This window comes from Carboxylicivirga caseinilyticus, assembly GCF_050589785.1.
GTDB lineage: Bacteria > Bacteroidota > Bacteroidia > Bacteroidales > Marinilabiliaceae > Carboxylicivirga > Carboxylicivirga caseinilyticus.
The window spans coordinates 141385-161936 of the sequence record NZ_JBNGOX010000006.1 but is presented as its reverse complement, the minus strand read 5'-3'; the positions used below and the strand labels follow the sequence as shown (position 1 = coordinate 161936).

The window sequence follows — 20552 nt, the reverse complement described above, 5'->3', positions numbered from 1 at the left end:
TTACAGACTTAAGAAATTAGAAAGGATACGTTCCCCAACCGATCCGCTTTTCTCGGGATGAAACTGTGTTGCATAAAAATTATCTTTCTGCAATGCAGAACTATAATCCACAATATACTTGGTAGTAGCTGCTGTATCGGGACCTTTGGCAACATAAAAACTATGCACAAAATATACATACTCACCCTCTAAAGATGCATCAAACAAATTGCTTTTGACATCAAAGATGGAGTTCCAACCCATATGAGGAATCTTAATATTATCAGGATTTCCTTCAGGTAATTGAAACTTGCGTACTTTTTCATCAAAAATACCCAGGCAATCAACATCACCTTCTTCCGACCAGCTGCACATCAACTGCATACCCAGACAAATACCCAAAACAGGTTGTTTTAAACTCACAATTAATTTGTCCAACCCTGTTTCTCTAAGATATTTCATTGTGGTACTGGCTTCACCTACTCCTGGAAAAATAACTTTATCTGTATTTCTAATTACCTCTGGATCTGCTGATATCTCTGCCTCGTAACCCAACCTGTTTAAAGCATTTAAAACAGATCGAATATTACCGGCATTGTATTTTATGATTACGATCTTTTGAGAGTCCGGAGCCCCGAGCTGGGAGTCCGAAGTATGGTTTTCTGAATTTTCATTCATATTATTTCATTTTTGATTTTAAGCCCTTCAACATTTTATCAATTTCTTCCAGCTCATTAATAGCCCTATTCAAATCACCCAGTTCCAGATAACCTACATTCTTTGCAATTTCCAACTGAGTTTGCACTTCATAGTTCGATCCAATTGCAATGGAAAGAAATCTTCCGAAGTCTCCATCCGATTTCCTACCGAATCCTTCTGCAATATTAGATGGAATTGAGACCGATGCCCTACGAATCTGATTTGTCAAACCAAATTTCTCATCTTCAGGAAAAGCTGATGTTAATTCATAAACTTCAGTTACAAAATCCATTGACTTTTGCCATACTATCAATTCTCTAAATGATTTCATAATATGTAGATTTGAGTTAATATCACTTCTCGGACTTCGGACTTTCTACTACGGACTTATTCTAACTCCTCTCCAATTCTCTTAACCAAAGCAGCAAACTCTTCTTCATTGAATAGTCTGGTCAAAAAGATAATTTTCCCGTCTCTATCAATCAAAACATTACGCGTAACACCAGCTTGCTTATCGGCATACAAACCAAAAATATCAGCTCCAGGATCGAGCCCTATACTATAAGTAATTTTAGTATCTTCTTTCAATTCCAGTGCTTTCTTCACAGGCTCATCACGGTCCACACCAAACACTTGCAATCCCTTATCTTTATAGGCCTGCCAGATTTGCTCTTCGATATGTGGCATTTCTTTTCGACAAACTCCACACCACGACGCGGTAAACTGTAGCATTACAACCTGTCCTTTTAAATCGGATAACTTCACTTTTGTACCATCAGTGAGTTCCATTTCAAAATCAGGCGCTTTGTCTCCTAATTTCACAATATATCCTCTGTCATCGGGAGCTGCCTGAGCAAAAAGCGCAATACAAAAAACAGATAATAAGAATGATAAAATGATTTTCTTCATCACCATAATATTTAAATTTTATGCAAAGATGATTGTTTTGTTTTTATACACCAGCGTTTTGCGATCAACATGCGCCTGAACGGCTCTTGAAAGCACAATTTTTTCTATATCCTTACCTTTCTGAACCAGGCTCTGAACGGTATCATGATGTGTAATTCTTGTTACATCCTGCTCAATGATTGGACCTGCATCCAGATCAGATGTTACATAATGTCCTGTGGCACCAATAATCTTGACACCTCTTGAATGAGCTGCATGGTATGGTTTGGCTCCGGCAAATGCTGGTAAGAATGAGTGGTGGATATTAATGATTCTGTTTGGATACAACTCATTAAATTCAGACGAAAGAATCTGCATGTAACGAGCCAACACAATAAAATCAACATTATTCTCTTCCAATAGTCGAATCTGTTCTTTCTCCATTTCCTCTTTATTATCTTTTGTAACAGGAAGGCAATAAAAAGGAAGTCCAAATTGCTTGGCCACCTTTTCCAGATCCTTATGATTACTGATAATTAAAGGTATCTCAACTTTTAATTCACCGGCACTGTAGCGGGCTAATAAATCATATAAACAGTGTGATGATCGACTCACAAAAATTGCCATCCTTGGCACCTGATGTGAGAACTGCAACGACCAAACCATTTCCATTGGCCAGGCCAGTTTCTCCTGAATAACATCTTTAATCTGATCCGTTGGAATTTCAAATCCATCAAGATCCCACTCCACACGCATAAAAAAACGATCCTCACTATAATCAGTATGCTGATCTAGATACACCACATTACCATTGTGACGATGTATAAAGTCTGTTACTTTCGCCACAATTCCTCGTTGATCTGGACAGTGTATCCGAAGAATAGCCGTTTCTCTCATTTAAATTTATTGTTTAGTTGTTCGTATTTTAGTTTGTTAGCCCCGATAACTATCGGAGTCAGTAGGTAGTAGTTGATTTACAAGTCACACAAAATCTATTCGATTTAAAGAACTTCAGCTTACTTAATAACATTAATCCACCACATAACCTATTCGGAAGTATCTTTTATACTTTTCACAAAATCATTGATCGCTGTCTTATCTGCTCCTTTTTCAGCCAATAATTTGACAAATGCACTTCCAACAATTGCACCCGAAGCATATTGACAGGCTGTGGTAAAAGTTTCTTTATTACTAATTCCAAATCCTATAATCCTCGGTGTTTTAAGACCAAGGTTATTTACACGGTTGAAATATGTCAATTGTTGATCAGATAAACCACTTTTAGCACCCGTTACAGCAGCCGACGAAACCATGTAGATAAAGCCATTACTGTTAGCATCAATCAATTTAATACGTTCATCAGGAGTTTGTGGAGTTATTAAGAAGATATTTGAAATATTGGCATCTTCAAAAAGCTGCTGATACTTGTCTTTGTATTCATCAAACGGTAGATCAGGAAGAATGACTCCATCAACACCTACTTCTTTACATTTAGCCACAAAAGCTTCCACTCCATATTTAAAAACCGGATTAAAATAACCCATTAAAACAATAGGCATATCAATGGTTTTGCGCATCTCCTTGATTTGCTCAAAAAGCTTTTTGATGCTCATACCATTTTCAAGTGCTTCTTCACTACTTTTCTGAATAGTTGGTCCATCAGCTAAAGGGTCTGAAAAAGGCATACCTACCTCAACCAAATCTGTTCCGGCTTCCTGCAGTGCTTCTAGAATAGGCAATGTGTCCTCCAGTTGCGGATGACCGGCAGTATAATAAGCCGAGAATATTTTTTTTTTCTCTTGTAAGAGTTTTTGTATTCTGTTCATATTAATCTTAGTTGAATAGTTTTAAGTCTGTAGGCAGTAGTTGACTAACATACCGCTTAAAATCTATGATTAACTTTCATTCTAGAATCCAAAACGATTCATATAAGTCTCCATATCTTTATCGCCACGACCCGAGATAGTAATTACGACGGCATCATCGGGCTTGAATTTCATCTTACCCAAAGCAGCCAAAGCGTGCGACGACTCCAATGCAGGAATGATGCCTTCCAGCTGAGTTAATTCCAATGCTGAATCAAGTGCTTCCTGATCAGTTGCAGATATGATGGAAGCTCGTTTGGTATCATGCAGATGAGCATGGATAGGGCCAATACCCGGATAATCCAAACCTGCGGAGATTGAATAAGGTTCTGTAATCTGGCCATCATCACTTTGCATCAAATACGTCTTGCTACCATGAATCACACCCAAATCACCCATTGCAATGGTTGCAGCAGTTTCTCCTGAATCAACTCCCATACCTGAAGCTTCAACAGCAATTAATTTAACCCGCTCATCATCCAGAAAATGATAAAATGAACCAGCTGCATTACTTCCTCCTCCAACACAGGCAATCACATAATCGGGATATTCCTTATCTGTTTGCTCTTTAATTTGCCATGCAATCTCCTCGCTTATGATAGCCTGTAAACGAGCAACCATATCAGGATAAGGATGTGGACCAACCACAGAACCAATCAAGTAAAAAGTATCTTCAGGATTACAAATCCAATCACGCAATGCTTCATTGGTTGCATCTTTCAGTGTTTTACTACCCGATTTTGCAGCTTTCACTTCGGCACCCAACATTTTCATACGAGCCACGTTTGGCGCCTGACGTTTAATGTCCACCTCGCCCATGTAAACCACACACTTCAACCCCATTAAAGCACAGGCAGTCGCGGTTGCCACGCCGTGTTGTCCGGCACCGGTTTCGGCAATAATTCGCTCTTTGCCCATATGTTTTGCAATCAGAATCTGACCAATGGTATTATTTACTTTATGGGCACCTGTATGATTCAGATCTTCACGTTTCAGATAGACATTGGTATTATATTTTGCAGACAATCGCTTTGCCAGATAAAGTGGTGAAGGGCGCCCCACGTAATCTTTCAACAACGACTTGTACTCTTTCTGAAACGCTTCAGAATTGATTATATCGAGATAAACCTTCTTCAGATTATCGATATTGGGTTGTAACATCTCAGGAATAAAGGCTCCGCCAAAACGACCGTACATCCCGTTTTCGTCAACTTGATATTTACTTTTATCACTCATTGTGAATTTCTTAATCAATCTTTTTTTTTCTTCTCACTTTCGATTATTTACCCTTGATAATTTTGTTTCGCTCTAGCCGCTGGGCTTTTCATTTCTTGTCTTGATACAAGAAACGAAACAAAGAAAATCAAGGCTGCATTAGGGATGATTACTGATTTTCGAAGAGCCTAAGGACGGCCGGGTGATCTTCGAACAAGTTCTCAGCTTCCCGGTCTTTCTAAAACTCTTCATCACCTCATCTATCATCCCTAATGAGGCCGAACCAATACTTATCCACTTTTTAAACCTATTGTTTCTTTCATCCCCTTTCTTATTTCAGAAATAAACTTTTGTAACTTTTCAACGTCTTTTAAAGCAGGTTCAATCTCAAAACAACTATTAATATCAATGGCTTTAATGTTGAGTCCTTCAATCTCCAAGATGGAAGCTGCATCATCAGGTCCGATTCCACCGCTTAAAAAGATGGGGCGAGCATTATTATAACCTTTCAATAAATGCCAGTCGAACTTCTTTCCACTGCCGCCATACTCTTTGGTAGCCGTATCAAACAAAAAGTAATCAACAAAGTCTTCGTACTTACGGGCCAACTCAAAATCAAAATTCTCATCTACCCTGAATACTTTTATTATCTCAACTCCACTTTGTTTGAGTATATGACACAACTCAGGCGATTCATCCCCGTGAAGCTGCAAAACATCCAGACCAAAGCTGATTTTCTTTTCGCGAATCTCACGCTCCGATGCATTTACAAACACCCCAACTTTCTTCACTGATGAAGGAAAATCAACTGCAGGATAATCCTTCACAAAGCGAGGCGAATTAGGATAAAAGATGAATCCCAAATAATCGGGATACAGCTTCAAAACCTCCCTGATATTATCAGGATCGCGCATTCCGCATATTTTTATCTGGGGCAGATGCTTCATCACTTATCGCTTGATAGCTTTACAAAAATCGATACACGCCTGACCAGGATCATTCGTTTTCATGAAGTTCTCTCCAATCAGAAAACCATCAAAACCATTCTCTCTTAAGTAAAACACATCGTCAGCTGAATGTATTCCACTCTCCGAAATGCGTATCTTATCTTTGGGTAATTGCTGAGCTAAAGCAACGGAATGCTTTAAATTTACTTCAAAAGTTTTAAGGTTACGGTTGTTGATTCCAACCACATCAACATATTGGTTCAATCGCTCCAATTCACTTTCGTCGTGAAGTTCCATTAGTACCTCCAAACCCAATTCATGTGCCGCTGCTCCCAACTCTTCAGCCTGCTGATTTGAAAGACAAGCAGCAATCAATAAAATGGCACTGGCACCGATTGATTTTGCTTCAAACATCTGGTAAGGATCCACCATAAAGTCTTTTCGCAAAACAGGAATTGATGTCACAGAACGAGCTTCTTTCAAATCCTCAAATGTTCCTCCGAAGAAATCGGTATCTGTTAAAACTGATAGTGCTGAAGCTCCTGCCTTTTCGTAGGCTGCAACCACATCTTTCACCTGAGCCTTTCCGTTAATAACACCTTTGGATGGCGACTGACGTTTGAACTCAGTAATCACCCCCGATTTGGACGGATCAGTTAAATAGGCTTTCAAAGAAGGTACCTTTAGTCCAAAGGCCTCCGACTGCTTCAATGTTTCAATTGTAACTTTTGCTTTTGCCTCTGCCACTTCCTCCTTCTTCCGCAGAATTATTTTATCAAGAATATTCATTGTACAAATTTATGACAGACTCAACAGGTTTGACAATACTTCGGCAGCTTTACCATCACTCAATGATTTCTTAGCATCTTCAATACATTGTTCCAGACTTTTTTCCGGGTAATAGCATTGAAGAGCCGAAGCTGCATTGGCGATCACCACACTATTTTGCGCCCTGGTTCCGTTTCCTTCCAACACCTTCACAAATATTTCAGCAGCTTCAGGAATGGTATTTCCGCCAAAGATATCTTCAGGTGAAACAGGATCCATTCCAAAATCTTTTGGTGAATACATTTGTTCTCCATTTTGTGTGATGGCTTTAAAATCACCCGTCAACGAAATCTCATCATATCCATCCATTGAATGAATTATTGTGTAGTTTTTGTTTGTTTGCTGATAGATGTACTGATAAATACGAGCCAGTTCCAGACTAAAAACACCCACCAGTTGATTCTGAGGGAAGGATGGATTAACCAATGGCCCCAGCATATTAAAAAATGTTTTTAATCCCAGTTCTCTGCGGATTGGACCAACGGCCTTCATGGCAGGATGAAACATAGGAGCATGCAAGAAACAGATATTGGCTTTTTCTAATTGCTCTTTTAACTTATCTTCTTCTGAGGTGAACTGATATCCCAGATATTCCATTACATTGGACGAACCACATGAAGAGGAAACGCCGTAATTACCATGTTTGGCCACTTTTGCTCCGGCTCCGGCTACAACCAATGAAGCCAATGTTGATACATTAAAGGTATTTTTACCGTCACCACCCGTACCACACATATCTATTGTGTTGAATTCTGAGAGATCAACTCTTAGGCACAATTCCAATAATGCATCTCTAAAGCCTGATAACTCTTCTACAGTAACCGGACGCATCATAAAGACTGTAAGAAATGCAACTACCTCTGACTGGTTATAACTTTCAGCTGCAATATTTACCAACATTTCCTTGGCCTGACTCCGCGATAAGGTTCCGTAGTTAAGTAATTCTTTTAATATGGTTTTAATCATTGGTTTAAAATTAAATCGTTCATTTTAGGCCTTTATGAGTAACAAGTAGCAAGACTTTTATAGTGATAAACTCATGATGCTTCTAAACACTTCTCACTTGGCACTAGGCACTTCTTTACTATTTTCCCAACCAGTTACGAATCATTTGTTTCCCGTTCTCTGTTAAAACCGATTCGGGGTGAAACTGCACTCCACGTAAATCATACTCTTTGTGGCAAACACCCATAATCTGACCTTCCTCATCGCGCGAAGTTATGGTAAGTTCAGCTGGTAAATCTTCTTCATTCACAACCCAACTATGATATCTGCCCGCCATGAATTCATCAGGTATAGAGTTAAACAAATATTCATCTCTACTAGTGACTTTTACTTTTGTAGCCACTCCATGATAAACCTTATTCAGGTTTCGAATACTGCCACCACATACTTCACCAATTGCCTGACAACCCAAACATACTCCTAAAATACTTTTGGTTGGCATATATGTTTTGATAAGTTCCTTTAATATGCCTGCTTCATCAGGTATACCCGGGCCCGGAGACAACAGAATCTTTTCGTATTTATCCACCTCTGCAATTGATATTTCATCATTGCGGTAAACATCCACCTTTTCATTTAAAATCTCCTCAACGTAATGGACCAGATTGTATGTAAACGAATCGTAATTATCCAGAATCAGAATCTTCATAATATATAGCTTAATGCTTCTGCTTATTGCTTACAGCTTGGTTATGTAAATTAAAAATCTTGCGCCATTTCAATGGCTTTTTTCAATGCTCCCAATTTATTATTGACTTCAGCCAACTCATTTTCTTCTTTTGATTCGCTTACCACACCAGCGCCGGCCTGATAAAACAAGGTATTGTTTTTACTTAGAAAAGAACGAATCATGATAGCCTGATTAAAGCTTCCATCTAAACCAATATTACCTATGCAACCACCATAATATCCACGGTTTTGATTTTCGATAGAATCAATCAGCTGCATAGCTTTGTATTTGGGTGCTCCCGATAAAGTTCCTGCCGGAAAAGTATCAGCCATTACTCGCGCAGCAATGGATCCTTCTTTCAATTGCCCGCTAACATCCGAAACCAGGTGTAATACATGCGAGTAATACTGAACCTCTTTATAGGTATTTACTTTCACCTTCTCGCAATTACGGCTTAGGTCATTTCGGGCTAAATCAACCAACATTACATGTTCAGCGTTCTCCTTGGCATCCTCACTCAATTTAATGGCCAGCTCCTGATCTTTCACATCATCTCCGGTTCGCTTGAATGTTCCGGCAATAGGATTGATTGTTGCTTCATTGTTTTGAATCACCAGCTGTGCTTCGGGTGAAGACCCAAAAATCTTATATGATCCGTAATCGAAATAAAACAAATAAGGCGAAGGATTAATGTTTCGCAAAGCCCTGTAAACATTGAATTCATCGCCTTTAAATGATTGCTTGAACTGACGTGATAACACAATCTGAAAAACATCACCTCTGAAACAGTGCTCTTTTCCCTTGGTTACCATTGCCATGTACTCTTCATTCGTAAGGTTTGAAGTTTCATTATTGGCCGGTTCAAAATTGAAGGCAGGTAAAGCCCTGTTATAAAAGGTATCTATCAATTCACCTGCGGCTGATTGTTCTCCCTCATTCAGGTTTTCAATCAGGTGCAATTGATTACTAAAATGATTGAAAGCAATGATATACTTGTAAAAAGTATAACGCATTTCAGGAATTTTATGCTCATCCAAAACAGGTGATTCAAAAGTAAGTGTATCGAAATACTGCACCGCATCAAAGGTTGTGTATCCGAAAAGACCATTTACTTTAACCGGGCAATTTTCTTTTTTAACATTGAAACTTTTAATAAACTCATCGAGCAACTGCGGAACATTGTTCACCTTATCAATGGTAATACTCTCCAAATCTTTATGCGCTTCACCCAAAAACACTTTCCCTCTATCGGCTATAAAATCATAAACAGGATTAAAGCAGATAAACGACATCGAATTGGAATTTCCATGATAATCGCTACTCTCCAATAAAATAGTGTTTGGATAAGCATCACGTAATTTAAGGTATAAGCTTACCGGTGTTGTCACATCAGCTACATTAGCCGGTATGGGTGTTGCTTTGCAAATTATATTTTTAAGTTCCATGGTTTAGTTTTTACACAATTTAATTAAAAAAAAGAAGGCTTACCTGGAGTTAGGTAAGCCTTCTTGTGTTCGTTATACTGTATACGGCTATGGCCCTCAACCCCTTGTTGAAAGATATAAATGGTGCCACCAGCCTGTATTTTTTGTAATCAAATTCATTATTTCCTCGTTGTTGAGATGCAAATATGAGAAATATATTTCATATATGCCAAACATTCAATTCCATTTTTATCCATTAAATTCAAAATATTCTTTTAATTTGATTATTTAAAGCTTCATTTGCTGATAAAGTATCACTCGCGACTTATAATCACATATGAAGATGAAATTAAAAAGCCGCAAAGAATATCTCTGCGGCTCCAAACAGGTGTTCATTCTGTCTGTTATTCTACATCCCAGGTATCACCTGAATGTACTAAATCTTTAAAGGACTTAATCTTACTTACTTCCTGAACGTCATTTAATTGTGACTCCACACATTGATCGTAAACAGGTGCCTTAACTGCACGGATCACACCAAGAGCAACAGGATAATCAGGATATTCCATATCTGCCAATTTCAGATGCAAAGTAGTATCCTCACAATGAGCATCGTGAATTAGTATATCTGCTTCTGTAATACCATTCTGACCAATGGTCTCCACTTTTAGATTCAAACCATCAAGCACTAAACCTTTATTTCTGTCTTTGCCAAAAATCATAGGTTTTCCATGTTCGAGTTTAATGGTACGATCCTCAGAGTGTGCCTTATCTGTTATTGCATTATGCGTTTTATCATTATAGATCACACAGTTTTGCAATATCTCAATGATAGAAGTACCCTCATGAGCGGCAGCTTCTTCCATCATTTCAACCGAATGTTTCAAATCTTTATCAATACAACGGGCAAAGAAATGTCCCCGTGCACCAATACATAATTCTCCCGGACGGAAAGGTGACTCAACGGTTCCGAAAGGAGAAGTTTTAGATATAAACCCACGTTTTGAAGTTGGTGAATACTGTCCTTTTGTTAATCCGTAAATCTGGTTATTAAATAGAATTACATTCAAATCAACATTACGGCGAATGGTATGTATAAAGTGATTACCTCCGATAGCTAATGCATCACCATCTCCGGTAATCTGCCAAACTTTTAATCTTGGGTTAGCCACTTTCACTCCCGAAGCAATAGCTGAACCTCGTCCGTGAATGGTATGAAATCCATAAGTCTCCATGTAATAAGGGAAACGCGATGAACATCCGATACCTGAAATTACAGCTACCTCTTCTTTTGAATAGCCCAAATTAGCCATTGCTTTTTGAACAGAATTCAGAATTGCATGGTCGCCACAACCAGGACACCACTTAACACTCTGATCACTTTTGAAATCAGTAAATTTAATTTGACTTTCTACAGACATTTTCTATTCCTCCAGCAATGTTATAAAATGTTCTTTCAACTCAATAACGGTAAATGGTTGACCTTGTACCTTATTAAACTTTTTATATTTGAATTCAGGAAAATTCATCGTAAGATAATTGGCAAATTGCCCCATATTCAATTCACAAACAACAATCTTTTTATATCGTTTCAATACTTCTTTTGTATTTAAAGGAAGTGGTTTGATATAATTAAAATGTGCCAGAGCAACATTATGTCCTTCATGTGTAAGCTCATCAACCGCTGTGAATAAATGGCCAAATGTGCCACCCCATCCAACAACTAACAAATCAGCATCATCCTCACCAATCACTTCCAATTCAGGAATAAAATTGGCTACTTTCTGAACTTTTTCTTCACGTAACTCAACCATTCGCTGATGATTTAAAGCATCATGAGAAACAGCTCCGGTCACTGCATCTTTTTCCAAACCTCCCAATCGGTGTTCAAACCCTTTGGTACCAGGTGTAGCCCAGTATCGAGATAATTTTTCCGGATCGCGCAGGTAAGGATGCCAATCATCTATTTTTTCTGTAACAAACGGCACTTTTATTTCGGGCCAATCAGCTAAATCAGGTATTAACCATGGCTGAGTACCGTTTGCTATAAAACCATCAGTTAACAATATTACCGGAGTCATGTGTTCAACAGCAACCTTGGCAGCATAAAAGGCATAATCAAAACTATTGGTTGGTGAGCTCGCAGCAATTACCACAACAGGGCTCTCACCATTACGTCCATATAATGCCTGCATCAGGTCAGACTGCTCTGTTTTAGTAGGCAAACCGGTTGATGGTCCACCTCGCTGCACATTAACAATAACAATCGGAAGTTCAGCCATAACAGCCAACCCAATAGCTTCTCCTTTCAATGCTAAACCAGGACCCGATGTAGTAGTAATTGCAAGACTACCTGAAAAACTTGCCCCGATAGCCGTACAAATACCTGCTATTTCATCTTCGGCCTGAAAAACTTTGACACCTAAATCTTTACGGGCACTTAACTCCTGTAGAATCTCTGTGGCCGGTGTTATAGGATACGAACCCAAAAACAGTTGAAGGTTACTTTTTTCAGCTGCCGCCAAAAAACCCCATGCAACAGCCACATTACCGCTTAAATTACGATATTTTCCTTTTTTAATGTCGGCAGGATGAATATGATATGATGGCGTTACAGCCTGTATGATATTACCATAGTTATAACCATCACTCAACACCTTAAGATTTGCCTCAACAATCAATGGTTTTTTGGCAAATTTCTTTTGAATATATTCACGGGTGTGATCCAACGGACGATCAAAAAGCCAGTAAACCAGTCCTAAAGCATACATGTTTTTACTTCGTAGTATACTTTTATTATCCAGTCCCATATCTTTCAAGCTTTCCTTCGTAAGTGTCGTAATAGGAGCTTTTACGATATGATAATCACCCAGTTTATCTTCAATAATCGGATCATCTGTTTCATATCCTGCTTTGATAAGATTCTTCTCATCGCAACTGTCAACATCCAGAATAATTGTTCCACCTGGTTTCATCCATTTGGCATTCGCTTTTAAGGCAGCAGGATTCATTGCGACCAATACATCACAATAATCACCTGGTGTATAAACCTCTGAATGTCCAAAATGAACCTGAAAACCGGAGACTCCGCTTATTGTTCCTTGTGGGGCCCTTATTTCGGCCGGATAATCCGGAAATGTAGATATATCATTTCCAAAAATTGCTGAAGTGTAAGAAAATAAGGTTCCGGTTAGCTGCATTCCGTCACCGGAATCGCCTGAGAACCTTACAACCACTTCCTCTTTCTCAATAACTTTTGATCTTTTACCCATGATCGTTAAGTACGTCGGTTATTTATTAACTATAAGCATCTATCTCCATAAGAGACAAATGCTAAAACCTAAGTTAAGGACACATTAAATTCTATCAAAATTTAAAGTAAAGGTATTGATAAGCATATCTTCAATAAGTGATCTTTGTCATATTCATACACTTTTTAAAAGCTGTTTTACAACACGTTTTGAATGTTTACCTGAAAAAGTCAATATTTTCTTATGAAAAAACAATAATCAAAGCACCTGAATGTAATTTCTTAAGCAGATGGTTGTATTTTTGTGACACTCAAATTTGAAATAATTATAAATACCACCTATACAATGGCATTAATTAAAGAAGTAAGAGGATTTACTCCTAAGATCGGCAACAATGTTTATTTAGCTGAAAACGCTACTGTTATTGGAGATGTAGAGATAGGAGATGACTGCAGTATATGGTTTAATGCAGTGTTACGAGGAGATGTTAATTCGATTCGCATTGGTAATAAAGTGAATATTCAGGATGGATCTGTTCTGCATACACTGTACCAGAAATCCACCATCGAAATTGGCGACAACGTTTCAATTGGCCATAATGTAACCATTCACGGAGCCAAAATTGAAGACAATGTGCTAATAGGTATTGGTGCAACAGTGTTAGATCATGTGGTGGTTGGGTCAAACTCCATTATTGCCGCAAACTCACTTGTTCTAACCGGTACAATTGTTGAACCCAATAGTGTTTACGCAGGAGTTCCTGCTAAAAAGGTGAAAGATATCGAGCCGAATCAAACGAAGGAAATGATCAATAAAATAGCCAACAATTACCTTATGTATGCAGGTTGGTATAAAGAAGACTAAATATTAAAGCTGTCGGGGTTTCAATATTCCGGCAGCTATAAACGAATATGCTCAACTCTTATATCTCCACTAAAGAAAATACCTGCTGTCTGTTTAAACTTATCAGTACTCTCAGTAGTGTAAAAATGTACCGAACCATTTTTTGAGCACTTTTTCTCCATCTCAGGATGGCGTTGTAAATAATCTTTCAGACTTTCTCCTACGATATCTCCCTGTTCAATAACATTTACACCTTCAGGCAAATATTTCTTAATCTTGGGTATAAGTAAAGGATAGTGTGTACAACCTAAAATTACTGCGTCAATCGAAGCATCTTTATATAATAGTGAATTGACATTTTTCTTCACAAAATAATCTGCTCCTTCACTATCAAATTCATTATTCTCAACTAAAGGTACCCACATCGGACAAGCTTCCTGTGATACCTGAATATCCGGAAATAACTTTGCTATCTCCATAAGATATGATTCGGATTGAACGGTACCAGAGGTTCCAACTATACCCACATGACCTGATTGACTTAATTCGTTTACCTTTTCAACACTGGGCCGAATGACACCCAAAACCCTTCTTTGTGGATCAATTAGAGGCAGATCTTTTTGCTGAATACTACGTAATGCTTTGGCTGAAGCTGTATTGCAAGCCAGGATAACTAAATGAGCTCCCATATCAAAAAGTCGACTAACAGCCTGAAGCGTGTATTCATAAACCACTTCAAACGATCGGGTACCATATGGGGTGCGGGCATTATCACCCAAATAAATATAGTCGTATTGCGGTAAGTGCTTAATAATTTTATCTAACACAGTAAGGCCTCCATAACCTGAATCAAAAACTGCAATCGGACCAATTTTATTCATTGTAATAATTAAATTATAACCTTAAAGATACAAAAGCGGGTGACTTTAAAAAGTCACCCGCTCATTCTTTCGAATAATATTTTAATTATTGTGCGTTAACTTTAGCTTTTACCAAATCACCGCAATCAATACTTTTTTCAGAATGATAAACTACAACCTGAGAGCTAATATCGAAGATATAAATCAAACCTTGTTCCTGTCCTACTTCTTCAATAGCCTTTTGTACTTTTTCGATAATAGGCGCTAACAATTGTTGTTCTTTCTTTTGTATCTCCTGCTGAGCCATTTGACTGTATTGTTGCAAACGCTGGTCCTTATCCTGCATTTCTTTTTCCTTTGTAGCGCGGATTAAGTCAGGTAAACTATCTCTTTGAGATACGTAATCAGTATACATTTTTTCTAACTCACTCTGCATTACCTGCAATTGATTTTGCAATTTAGTAGCCTCACTTTGTAGAGTTTTATCAGCCTCAATTTTAGCAGGAAGTTCAGCTACTACTTTCTGAATATCGATATGACCAAACTTTAACTCCTGAGCAAAAGCCTTTCCTGAAAAAGCAAATGCTATAACTACGACGAATACTTTTACTAATTTCATATACTTTTTATTTCTTAGTCATTAAAAATTACTGTATCCCCAACTTTGCTTTTACTAATGGGGTAACATCTATACTTTTTTCAGAATTAAAAACAGGCACTCTAGATGCAAGATCAAATATATATAAGAACCCATTTTCATCACCTACTTCTGTAATGGCAGTTTTTAATTTTTGAATGATAGGTGCTGTTAATTCATTTTGTTTAGCCTGCATTTGTTGTTGGGCCAACAAGTAATAGTTTTGAACTTTTTGGCTCATTTCACCCATTTCACTCTCTTTTGCCTGACGTTCAGCCGGTGTTAAGGCAGTTGCAGTTTGCTGATATTCCTGCTGTTTCTTTTGCAAATCCTCTTGCATTACAGCTAATTGATCTTCTTTCACTTTAAAATCAGCCTCTAACTGAGACTGCATTTCCTTAAATTCAGGCATAATCGTCATCAATTCGTTCGAATTCAAATGACCGAACTTCATTGGTTGTTGCGCATTCAAGGTAAAAGTCCCCAGAAGAATCAGCATAAATATTCCTATAAGCTTATTCATCATACTTTCTTGTTAATTCTTAAAAGCATAAGATATAACCTGCATTGATTAACTGTTTTTCTTTCTCTGCGTGCTATTTCTTACTAATCTATTTTTCTATTCTACTCATTTTTATATCCGAGTTTCACCAAAACATCATCACTGATATCCTGTTTTGGATCCACATACATAATGCCCATACCTGATGCTTTATCAAATACGGCTAAATAATTATTATCGGCTGCGATTTCTGTTATCGCATTAAAAATATCATCCTGAATTGGTTTGATAAGCGATTCTCTGCGTTTAAAGAGTTCACCATTTTGGCCAAAATAAGATTGCTGCAATTGCTTTGCTTCCTTTTCTTTTTCTACAATCTCATTTTCACGCTTCACTTTCATCTCGCTAGAGAGAAATACATTCTCGGTTTGATAGGCCTGATATAATTGAGATACTTCCTCAAACCTTGCTTCAATTTCCTTTTGCCATTTACCAGAAAGCTGATTCAATTGTTCATTGGCAGCTTCATAAGCAGGAATATTACGAAGAATATATTCGGAATCAACGAATGCATATTTTTGTGCACTAACCAATGTGCTTACAAATAATAATGCTACTAAAACTAAATTTTTCATAGTCGCTAATTTTTGGTTTCTCAATTTATTACAAAAATCAAACCAAACACCTATCCTGTTAATTACTAGAAACTTTGACCTATCACAAAGTGGAACTGACTTCCTCCTGCGTTTTGTCTGTATGGACTTTCATCAAATCCATAACCCCAATCAATTCCCATAAGCCCAAATATAGGCAAGAAAATTCGTAAACCAACACCTGCAGAACGTTTCAGTTCAAATGGGTTAAAGTCTTCGTATGAACTCCAGGCATTACCGGCTTCAAGGAAAGCTAATGCAAATACGGTTGCTGAAGGCTGCAACGCCAATGGGTATCTAACCTCCAGGGTTAATTTATTATAGATATTACCATCGTATGAACCGGTAGAATTATATGGTGTTAATGAAGAGTTTTCGTAACCACGTAATCCAATTGTTTCACTACCATACATGCTATATCCCGACATTCCATCACCACCAAGAATAAACTTCTCGAAAGGAGATTTAAGATATTTATTATAATATCCCAGGAATCCCATTTCCATCTTACCCATCACAACTAATTTTTCTTTATTGTCGATAGGTTTAAAGATAGATCCTTTAAAAGTCCACTTATGATATTCAATTCGTTGATACAATTCCTGCTGATCATCTGTATCTGTTGCGTCCAGCTTAGACCAGTCTTTATCAGAGAACATCGACCATGGAGGTGTAAATTCCAATCCCAATGAGAAATCTGAACCACTACGAGTATAGATTGGATTATCAATTGAACGACGGCTCAACATAACTTTAAAGTTCAGGTTATTTGAAATACCGTTCTGCATAATAAAATAGTTCCAGTCCAATAAGTCGTAACGCTGGTAACTTACTTCTGTATATAAAGTAAACCAGTCATCAGGCCATCTTAAACGCTTACCAAAACCTACAGACACACCAGAAATATTCATGTGCTGGTTAGTATCGTAGTTTGGATAATAACTGTTGTAGCTTGATCCATATCCATAACTCGAATATGGATTGTAGTAACTACTGCTTACACCTGTTTGAATAGAATGGTAAAGAGAAAAACTTAATGAGTTTGGTTTTTTACCACCTAACCAAGGTTCGGTAAACGATAAACTATACGATTGGTAATATTTACCGTTTGTCTGAGCTCTTAAGGCAAGTGTTTGTCCATCACCAGTTGGAAGTGGTCTCCATGCTTCTCCGTTAAAAATGTTACGCATTGAGAAATTGGTAAACTTCAAACCAAGTGATCCCACAAACATACCGGCACCCCAACCTCCGGAAAGTTCTATCTGGTCATTTGCTTTCTCTTCTAATTGATAAACAAGATCAACGGTACCATTATCCTGATTTGGACGCACATCTGGCACAATATTTTCCTGGTCGAAGTGACCTAGTTGAGCAAGTTCTCGAACCGTACGAATTAACTCAGACTTACTAAACAACTGGCCTGGTTTGGTTCTGATTTCACGTCGGGCTACATGCTCGTGAGTTTTAGTATTTCCTTTAATGATTACATCATTGATAGTAGCCTGTTGACCTTCATAGATTCTCATTTCAAGATCAATGGTATCACCCTGCACGCTTACTTCAACCGGATTAATATTTGAGAACAAATAACCATTGTCCATATATTTGCTCTGAACAGCATCTTCATCATCTGTTAAACGTTCAGCTAAAAATTTCTGGTTGAATACATCTCCTTTTTTAATCCTCAATATAAAAGAAAGATAATCGCTTGGGTAAATAGTATTACCAACCCACGAAATATCACCAAAGTAATATTTTTGTCCTTCTTCCAGAGTAATCTTCACATCAACTGTGTTTTCCTCAATATTCTTGACAACTTCCTGTGAAACAATACGGGCATCGCGGTGACCAATCTCGTTGTATTTATCAATCAATGCAACCAGATCTTCCTGATATTTTTCAGTTATGAATTTCTTTGTTCTGAAGAAGTTTAAAATATTTCCTTTTTCATTGGTCTTTTTCATGGCACGATTTAACTTTCCATCAGAAAGCACCTCGTTTCCTTCAAATACCAGAGACGCAACTTTTACTTTATCCTTTTTATCAACATTAATTTCCAACACTACATGATTCACCTTTTGTGTATCATCTTTTTGAATAATGTTAACTTCTGTATTGTAAAAACCCTTATTTACAAAGTATTCAGTAATGTATTTTTCAGCTCTCGTAATTAAATATGGAGTTACCTGAGAACCTTTCATCATGGCAACTTTCTCACGAACCGTTTCAATTTCACTCTTCTTTAACCCAACAAAAGTCATTTCGGATAATCGGGGACGTTCCTGCAGATAAACTTCCAGATAGATTTTACGTCCTTCTATTTTTTTCGCTTTGATCTTGACATCCGAGAAAAGACCATGATCCCAGTAGCGACGAACAGCTTCTGAAATTTCATCACCCGGAACAGTAATCTCCTGGCCAGGTCTTAAACCACTAATGTTTACGAGAATTTTAGGATCCAAATTTTCAACACCAACTACATCAATCTCTGCAATTTCGTAGCGTTTTGGTGATCCTGAATAAGAAATATTAACAGCATCCTGTCCGATAGCAATCGTTGTTGACAAGAATAATACTAAAACCAATAAATACTTATAATAGTAGATACCTTTCATTTACTTCTACAGTTTGTTCGTTAAGGTCAAAGAATAACTAATGTATGACTCAATCATGATGTATCAATTATTCTTAATTACTTCTTATTTTTTTATTTGATCACCTGTTTTGCCAAAGCGCCTTTCGCGTCCCTGGTAATCAAGTATGGCTCTATACAAATCGTCTCTTCTGAAATCAGGCCATAAAATATCACAAAAATAAAGCTCTGAATAAGCCAATTGCCAAAGCAGGAAATTACTTATTCTTTGCTCTCCACTAGTTCTAATCAATAATTCAGGATCAGGCATCCCTTGTGTCGATAAATATGACCCAAACATTGCATCATCCAGTTGTTCAATATTGAATTTTTTTGACTCAACATCTGATGCAATTGCCTTCACCGCTTCCAAAATCTCCCATCGGGAACTGTAGCTTAATGCCAGAGTTAAGGTTAACCCATTGTTTCCTGATGTTTGATTAATACATTCATCCAAACGTTTTTGAACGCTTCCCGGCAAATTTGATTTACAACCAATTGCATTTAGTCTAACATTGTTATCCATCAGAGTTTTTGTCTCTGAACTAATTGTTGTAACCAATAAACTCATAAGAGCATCAACCTCTGTTTTTGGTCTGCTCCAGTTTTCAGTACTAAATGCGTAAAGGGTTAAATATTCAATTCCCAACTCAGCTGAAGCTTCTGTAACTTCACGCACTGCTGTCACCCCATGTTTATGCCCAAAAACCCGGGCATTACCTCTTTTTTTAGCCCAGCGACCATTACCATCCATAATGATAGCAATGTGTTTTGGTAACTTATCTTTTATCAGTTGATCTTTTACTGACATTTCAACTGCCTCGTTTTAATAGCCCCCGTTACAGGATGATTTACGTCTCAACATACTAATTGTAACATAAACACCTGCAAATGAAACCCAGTCATTATTATGTGTCCAAGTGGCATCGGCTCCATACGGATCAGATGGGTCAATCTCCCCAGGACCTTCATAATCAAGATCATCGGCAAATGTTTTCCGGAACGACCATTCAGCTCCCAGTCTTACCCATTTGTTAACCTTATACTTTACGCCAACACCGAAGGGCAAAGATAATATAAAAGTTGGTTTCGTAGTAAGATTTTCAGCATCCCCCACTTTTCGACTATAAATCATTGTACCTAAGCCCACTGAAAGATACGGAGTGAAGCCGGTATTTGCTATGTACTTATGATCGTATGATAAAAAGTTGAATTCTGCCTGCACGGTCAAATCACCAATTGTATTGTTAAACTCATATGTTGGCCGTCCTACTTGTTGATCGGAAGGACGCAAATCCTTAAAATTTAAACTTTCATCCGAATAATCTCCGCTAATTCTACCTATTGTTGCCGAAGCTTTAAAAGCCAAACGATCGCTGTATGCATATCGTCCAATGCCTCCCAAAGCCGGCTGCAGCTTGTAAAATTGCTTTGACGGATTTAAATCACCAAAATAATATGAAGTTCCTATAAAACCACCTAACTCAAGCCTATCCTGAGCATGTATATTCTTTGTAGCCAAAAGGAATACAGCTATCAAAAATGTAACTGCAAAATACTTTCTGAACAACAAACAAAAATATACCCGGGTGTTAAAGATCTTCACAAGTCGTTTTTTAACTCCTGCCACAAATGTATTATTTAAAAGATTATT

The 20552-nt window shown here is 37.7% G+C and carries 21 protein-coding genes; 1 reads left to right on the top strand and 20 read right to left on the bottom strand.

The features are described from left to right. The 13 genes from hisH to ACRD62_RS05255 form a co-directional block, all read right to left on the bottom strand. Positions 1-657, bottom strand: coding sequence for an imidazole glycerol phosphate synthase subunit HisH (gene hisH / locus ACRD62_RS05315; RefSeq protein ID WP_430819093.1), 657 nt, complete (start codon positions 655-657; stop codon positions 1-3). Position 658: 1 nt separating this feature from the next. Beyond that, positions 659-1009, bottom strand: a complete 351-nt coding sequence (locus tag ACRD62_RS05310; protein WP_430819092.1) for a four helix bundle protein — start codon at positions 1007-1009, stop codon at positions 659-661. Positions 1010-1065: 56 nt separating this feature from the next. Then, the gene (locus ACRD62_RS05305) at positions 1066-1587 is read right to left on the bottom strand and encodes a peroxiredoxin family protein (RefSeq protein ID WP_430819091.1); all 522 of its coding nucleotides are present in this window, start codon (positions 1585-1587) and stop codon (positions 1066-1068) included. 18 nt (positions 1588-1605) lie between these two features. Then, positions 1606-2463, bottom strand: a complete 858-nt coding sequence (purU, locus tag ACRD62_RS05300; RefSeq protein WP_430819090.1) for a formyltetrahydrofolate deformylase — start codon at positions 2461-2463, stop codon at positions 1606-1608. A 149-nt stretch (positions 2464-2612) separates the two neighbouring features. Beyond that, positions 2613-3392, bottom strand: a complete 780-nt coding sequence (trpA, locus tag ACRD62_RS05295; protein ID WP_430819089.1) for a tryptophan synthase subunit alpha — start codon at positions 3390-3392, stop codon at positions 2613-2615. Positions 3393-3473: 81 nt separating this feature from the next. Then, positions 3474-4667, bottom strand: a complete 1194-nt coding sequence (trpB, locus tag ACRD62_RS05290) for a tryptophan synthase subunit beta (RefSeq protein WP_430819088.1) — start codon at positions 4665-4667, stop codon at positions 3474-3476. A gap of 269 nt (positions 4668-4936) precedes the next feature. Continuing rightward, the gene (locus ACRD62_RS05285) at positions 4937-5593 is read right to left on the bottom strand and encodes a phosphoribosylanthranilate isomerase (protein ID WP_430819087.1); all 657 of its coding nucleotides are present in this window, start codon (positions 5591-5593) and stop codon (positions 4937-4939) included. A 3-nt stretch (positions 5594-5596) separates the two neighbouring features. Continuing rightward, positions 5597-6382 (bottom strand): indole-3-glycerol phosphate synthase TrpC, encoded by a 786-nt coding sequence (gene trpC, locus ACRD62_RS05280; RefSeq protein WP_430819086.1) that lies wholly within the window; start codon positions 6380-6382, stop codon positions 5597-5599. Between the two features lie 9 nt (positions 6383-6391). Then, positions 6392-7387, bottom strand: a complete 996-nt coding sequence (gene trpD / locus ACRD62_RS05275) for an anthranilate phosphoribosyltransferase (RefSeq protein ID WP_430819085.1) — start codon at positions 7385-7387, stop codon at positions 6392-6394. Between the two features lie 118 nt (positions 7388-7505). Next, complete coding sequence (locus ACRD62_RS05270) at positions 7506-8075, bottom strand: anthranilate synthase component II (protein ID WP_430819084.1); 570 nt, start codon at positions 8073-8075, stop codon at positions 7506-7508. Positions 8076-8125: 50 nt separating this feature from the next. Next, complete coding sequence (locus ACRD62_RS05265; RefSeq protein WP_430819083.1) at positions 8126-9541, bottom strand: anthranilate synthase component I family protein; 1416 nt, start codon at positions 9539-9541, stop codon at positions 8126-8128. Between the two features lie 383 nt (positions 9542-9924). Continuing rightward, the gene (locus ACRD62_RS05260) at positions 9925-10941 is read right to left on the bottom strand and encodes a 2-oxoacid:ferredoxin oxidoreductase subunit beta (RefSeq protein ID WP_430819082.1); all 1017 of its coding nucleotides are present in this window, start codon (positions 10939-10941) and stop codon (positions 9925-9927) included. Positions 10942-10944: 3 nt separating this feature from the next. Beyond that, positions 10945-12792, bottom strand: coding sequence for a 2-oxoacid:acceptor oxidoreductase subunit alpha (locus ACRD62_RS05255; RefSeq protein WP_430819081.1), 1848 nt, complete (start codon positions 12790-12792; stop codon positions 10945-10947). 324 nt (positions 12793-13116) lie between these two features. On the opposite strand from ACRD62_RS05255, the gene ACRD62_RS05250 reads away from it, so the two are divergent. Then, positions 13117-13635, top strand: coding sequence for a gamma carbonic anhydrase family protein (locus tag ACRD62_RS05250; protein ID WP_430819080.1), 519 nt, complete (start codon positions 13117-13119; stop codon positions 13633-13635). A gap of 35 nt (positions 13636-13670) precedes the next feature. Here the strand turns inward: ACRD62_RS05250 and murI are convergent, their stop codons facing one another. The 7 genes from murI to porG form a co-directional block, all read right to left on the bottom strand. After that, positions 13671-14495: a glutamate racemase gene (gene murI / locus ACRD62_RS05245; protein ID WP_430819079.1), complete on the bottom strand. Its 825-nt coding sequence runs from the start codon at positions 14493-14495 to the stop codon at positions 13671-13673. Between the two features lie 85 nt (positions 14496-14580). Continuing rightward, positions 14581-15093 carry an OmpH/Skp family outer membrane protein gene (locus ACRD62_RS05240; protein ID WP_321407709.1) on the bottom strand — a complete coding sequence of 171 codons (513 nt, stop codon included), beginning with the start codon at positions 15091-15093 and terminating at the stop codon, positions 14581-14583. 28 nt (positions 15094-15121) lie between these two features. Continuing rightward, the gene (locus ACRD62_RS05235) at positions 15122-15637 is read right to left on the bottom strand and encodes an OmpH/Skp family outer membrane protein (protein ID WP_430819078.1); all 516 of its coding nucleotides are present in this window, start codon (positions 15635-15637) and stop codon (positions 15122-15124) included. 98 nt (positions 15638-15735) lie between these two features. Then, positions 15736-16248, bottom strand: a complete 513-nt coding sequence (locus ACRD62_RS05230) for an OmpH/Skp family outer membrane protein (protein ID WP_321407707.1) — start codon at positions 16246-16248, stop codon at positions 15736-15738. A 65-nt stretch (positions 16249-16313) separates the two neighbouring features. Next, on the bottom strand, positions 16314-18881 hold the full coding sequence (locus ACRD62_RS05225; RefSeq protein WP_430819077.1) for a BamA/OMP85 family outer membrane protein: 2568 nt from the start codon (positions 18879-18881) through the stop codon (positions 16314-16316). A gap of 84 nt (positions 18882-18965) precedes the next feature. Further along, a complete protein-coding gene (gene uppS / locus ACRD62_RS05220; RefSeq protein ID WP_430819076.1) occupies positions 18966-19709 on the bottom strand; it encodes an undecaprenyl pyrophosphate synthase in 744 nt (247 codons plus the stop codon). Between the two features lie 15 nt (positions 19710-19724). Continuing rightward, complete coding sequence (gene porG / locus ACRD62_RS05215) at positions 19725-20528, bottom strand: type IX secretion system protein PorG (RefSeq protein WP_430819075.1); 804 nt, start codon at positions 20526-20528, stop codon at positions 19725-19727. Positions 20529-20552 lie beyond the last annotated feature (24 nt).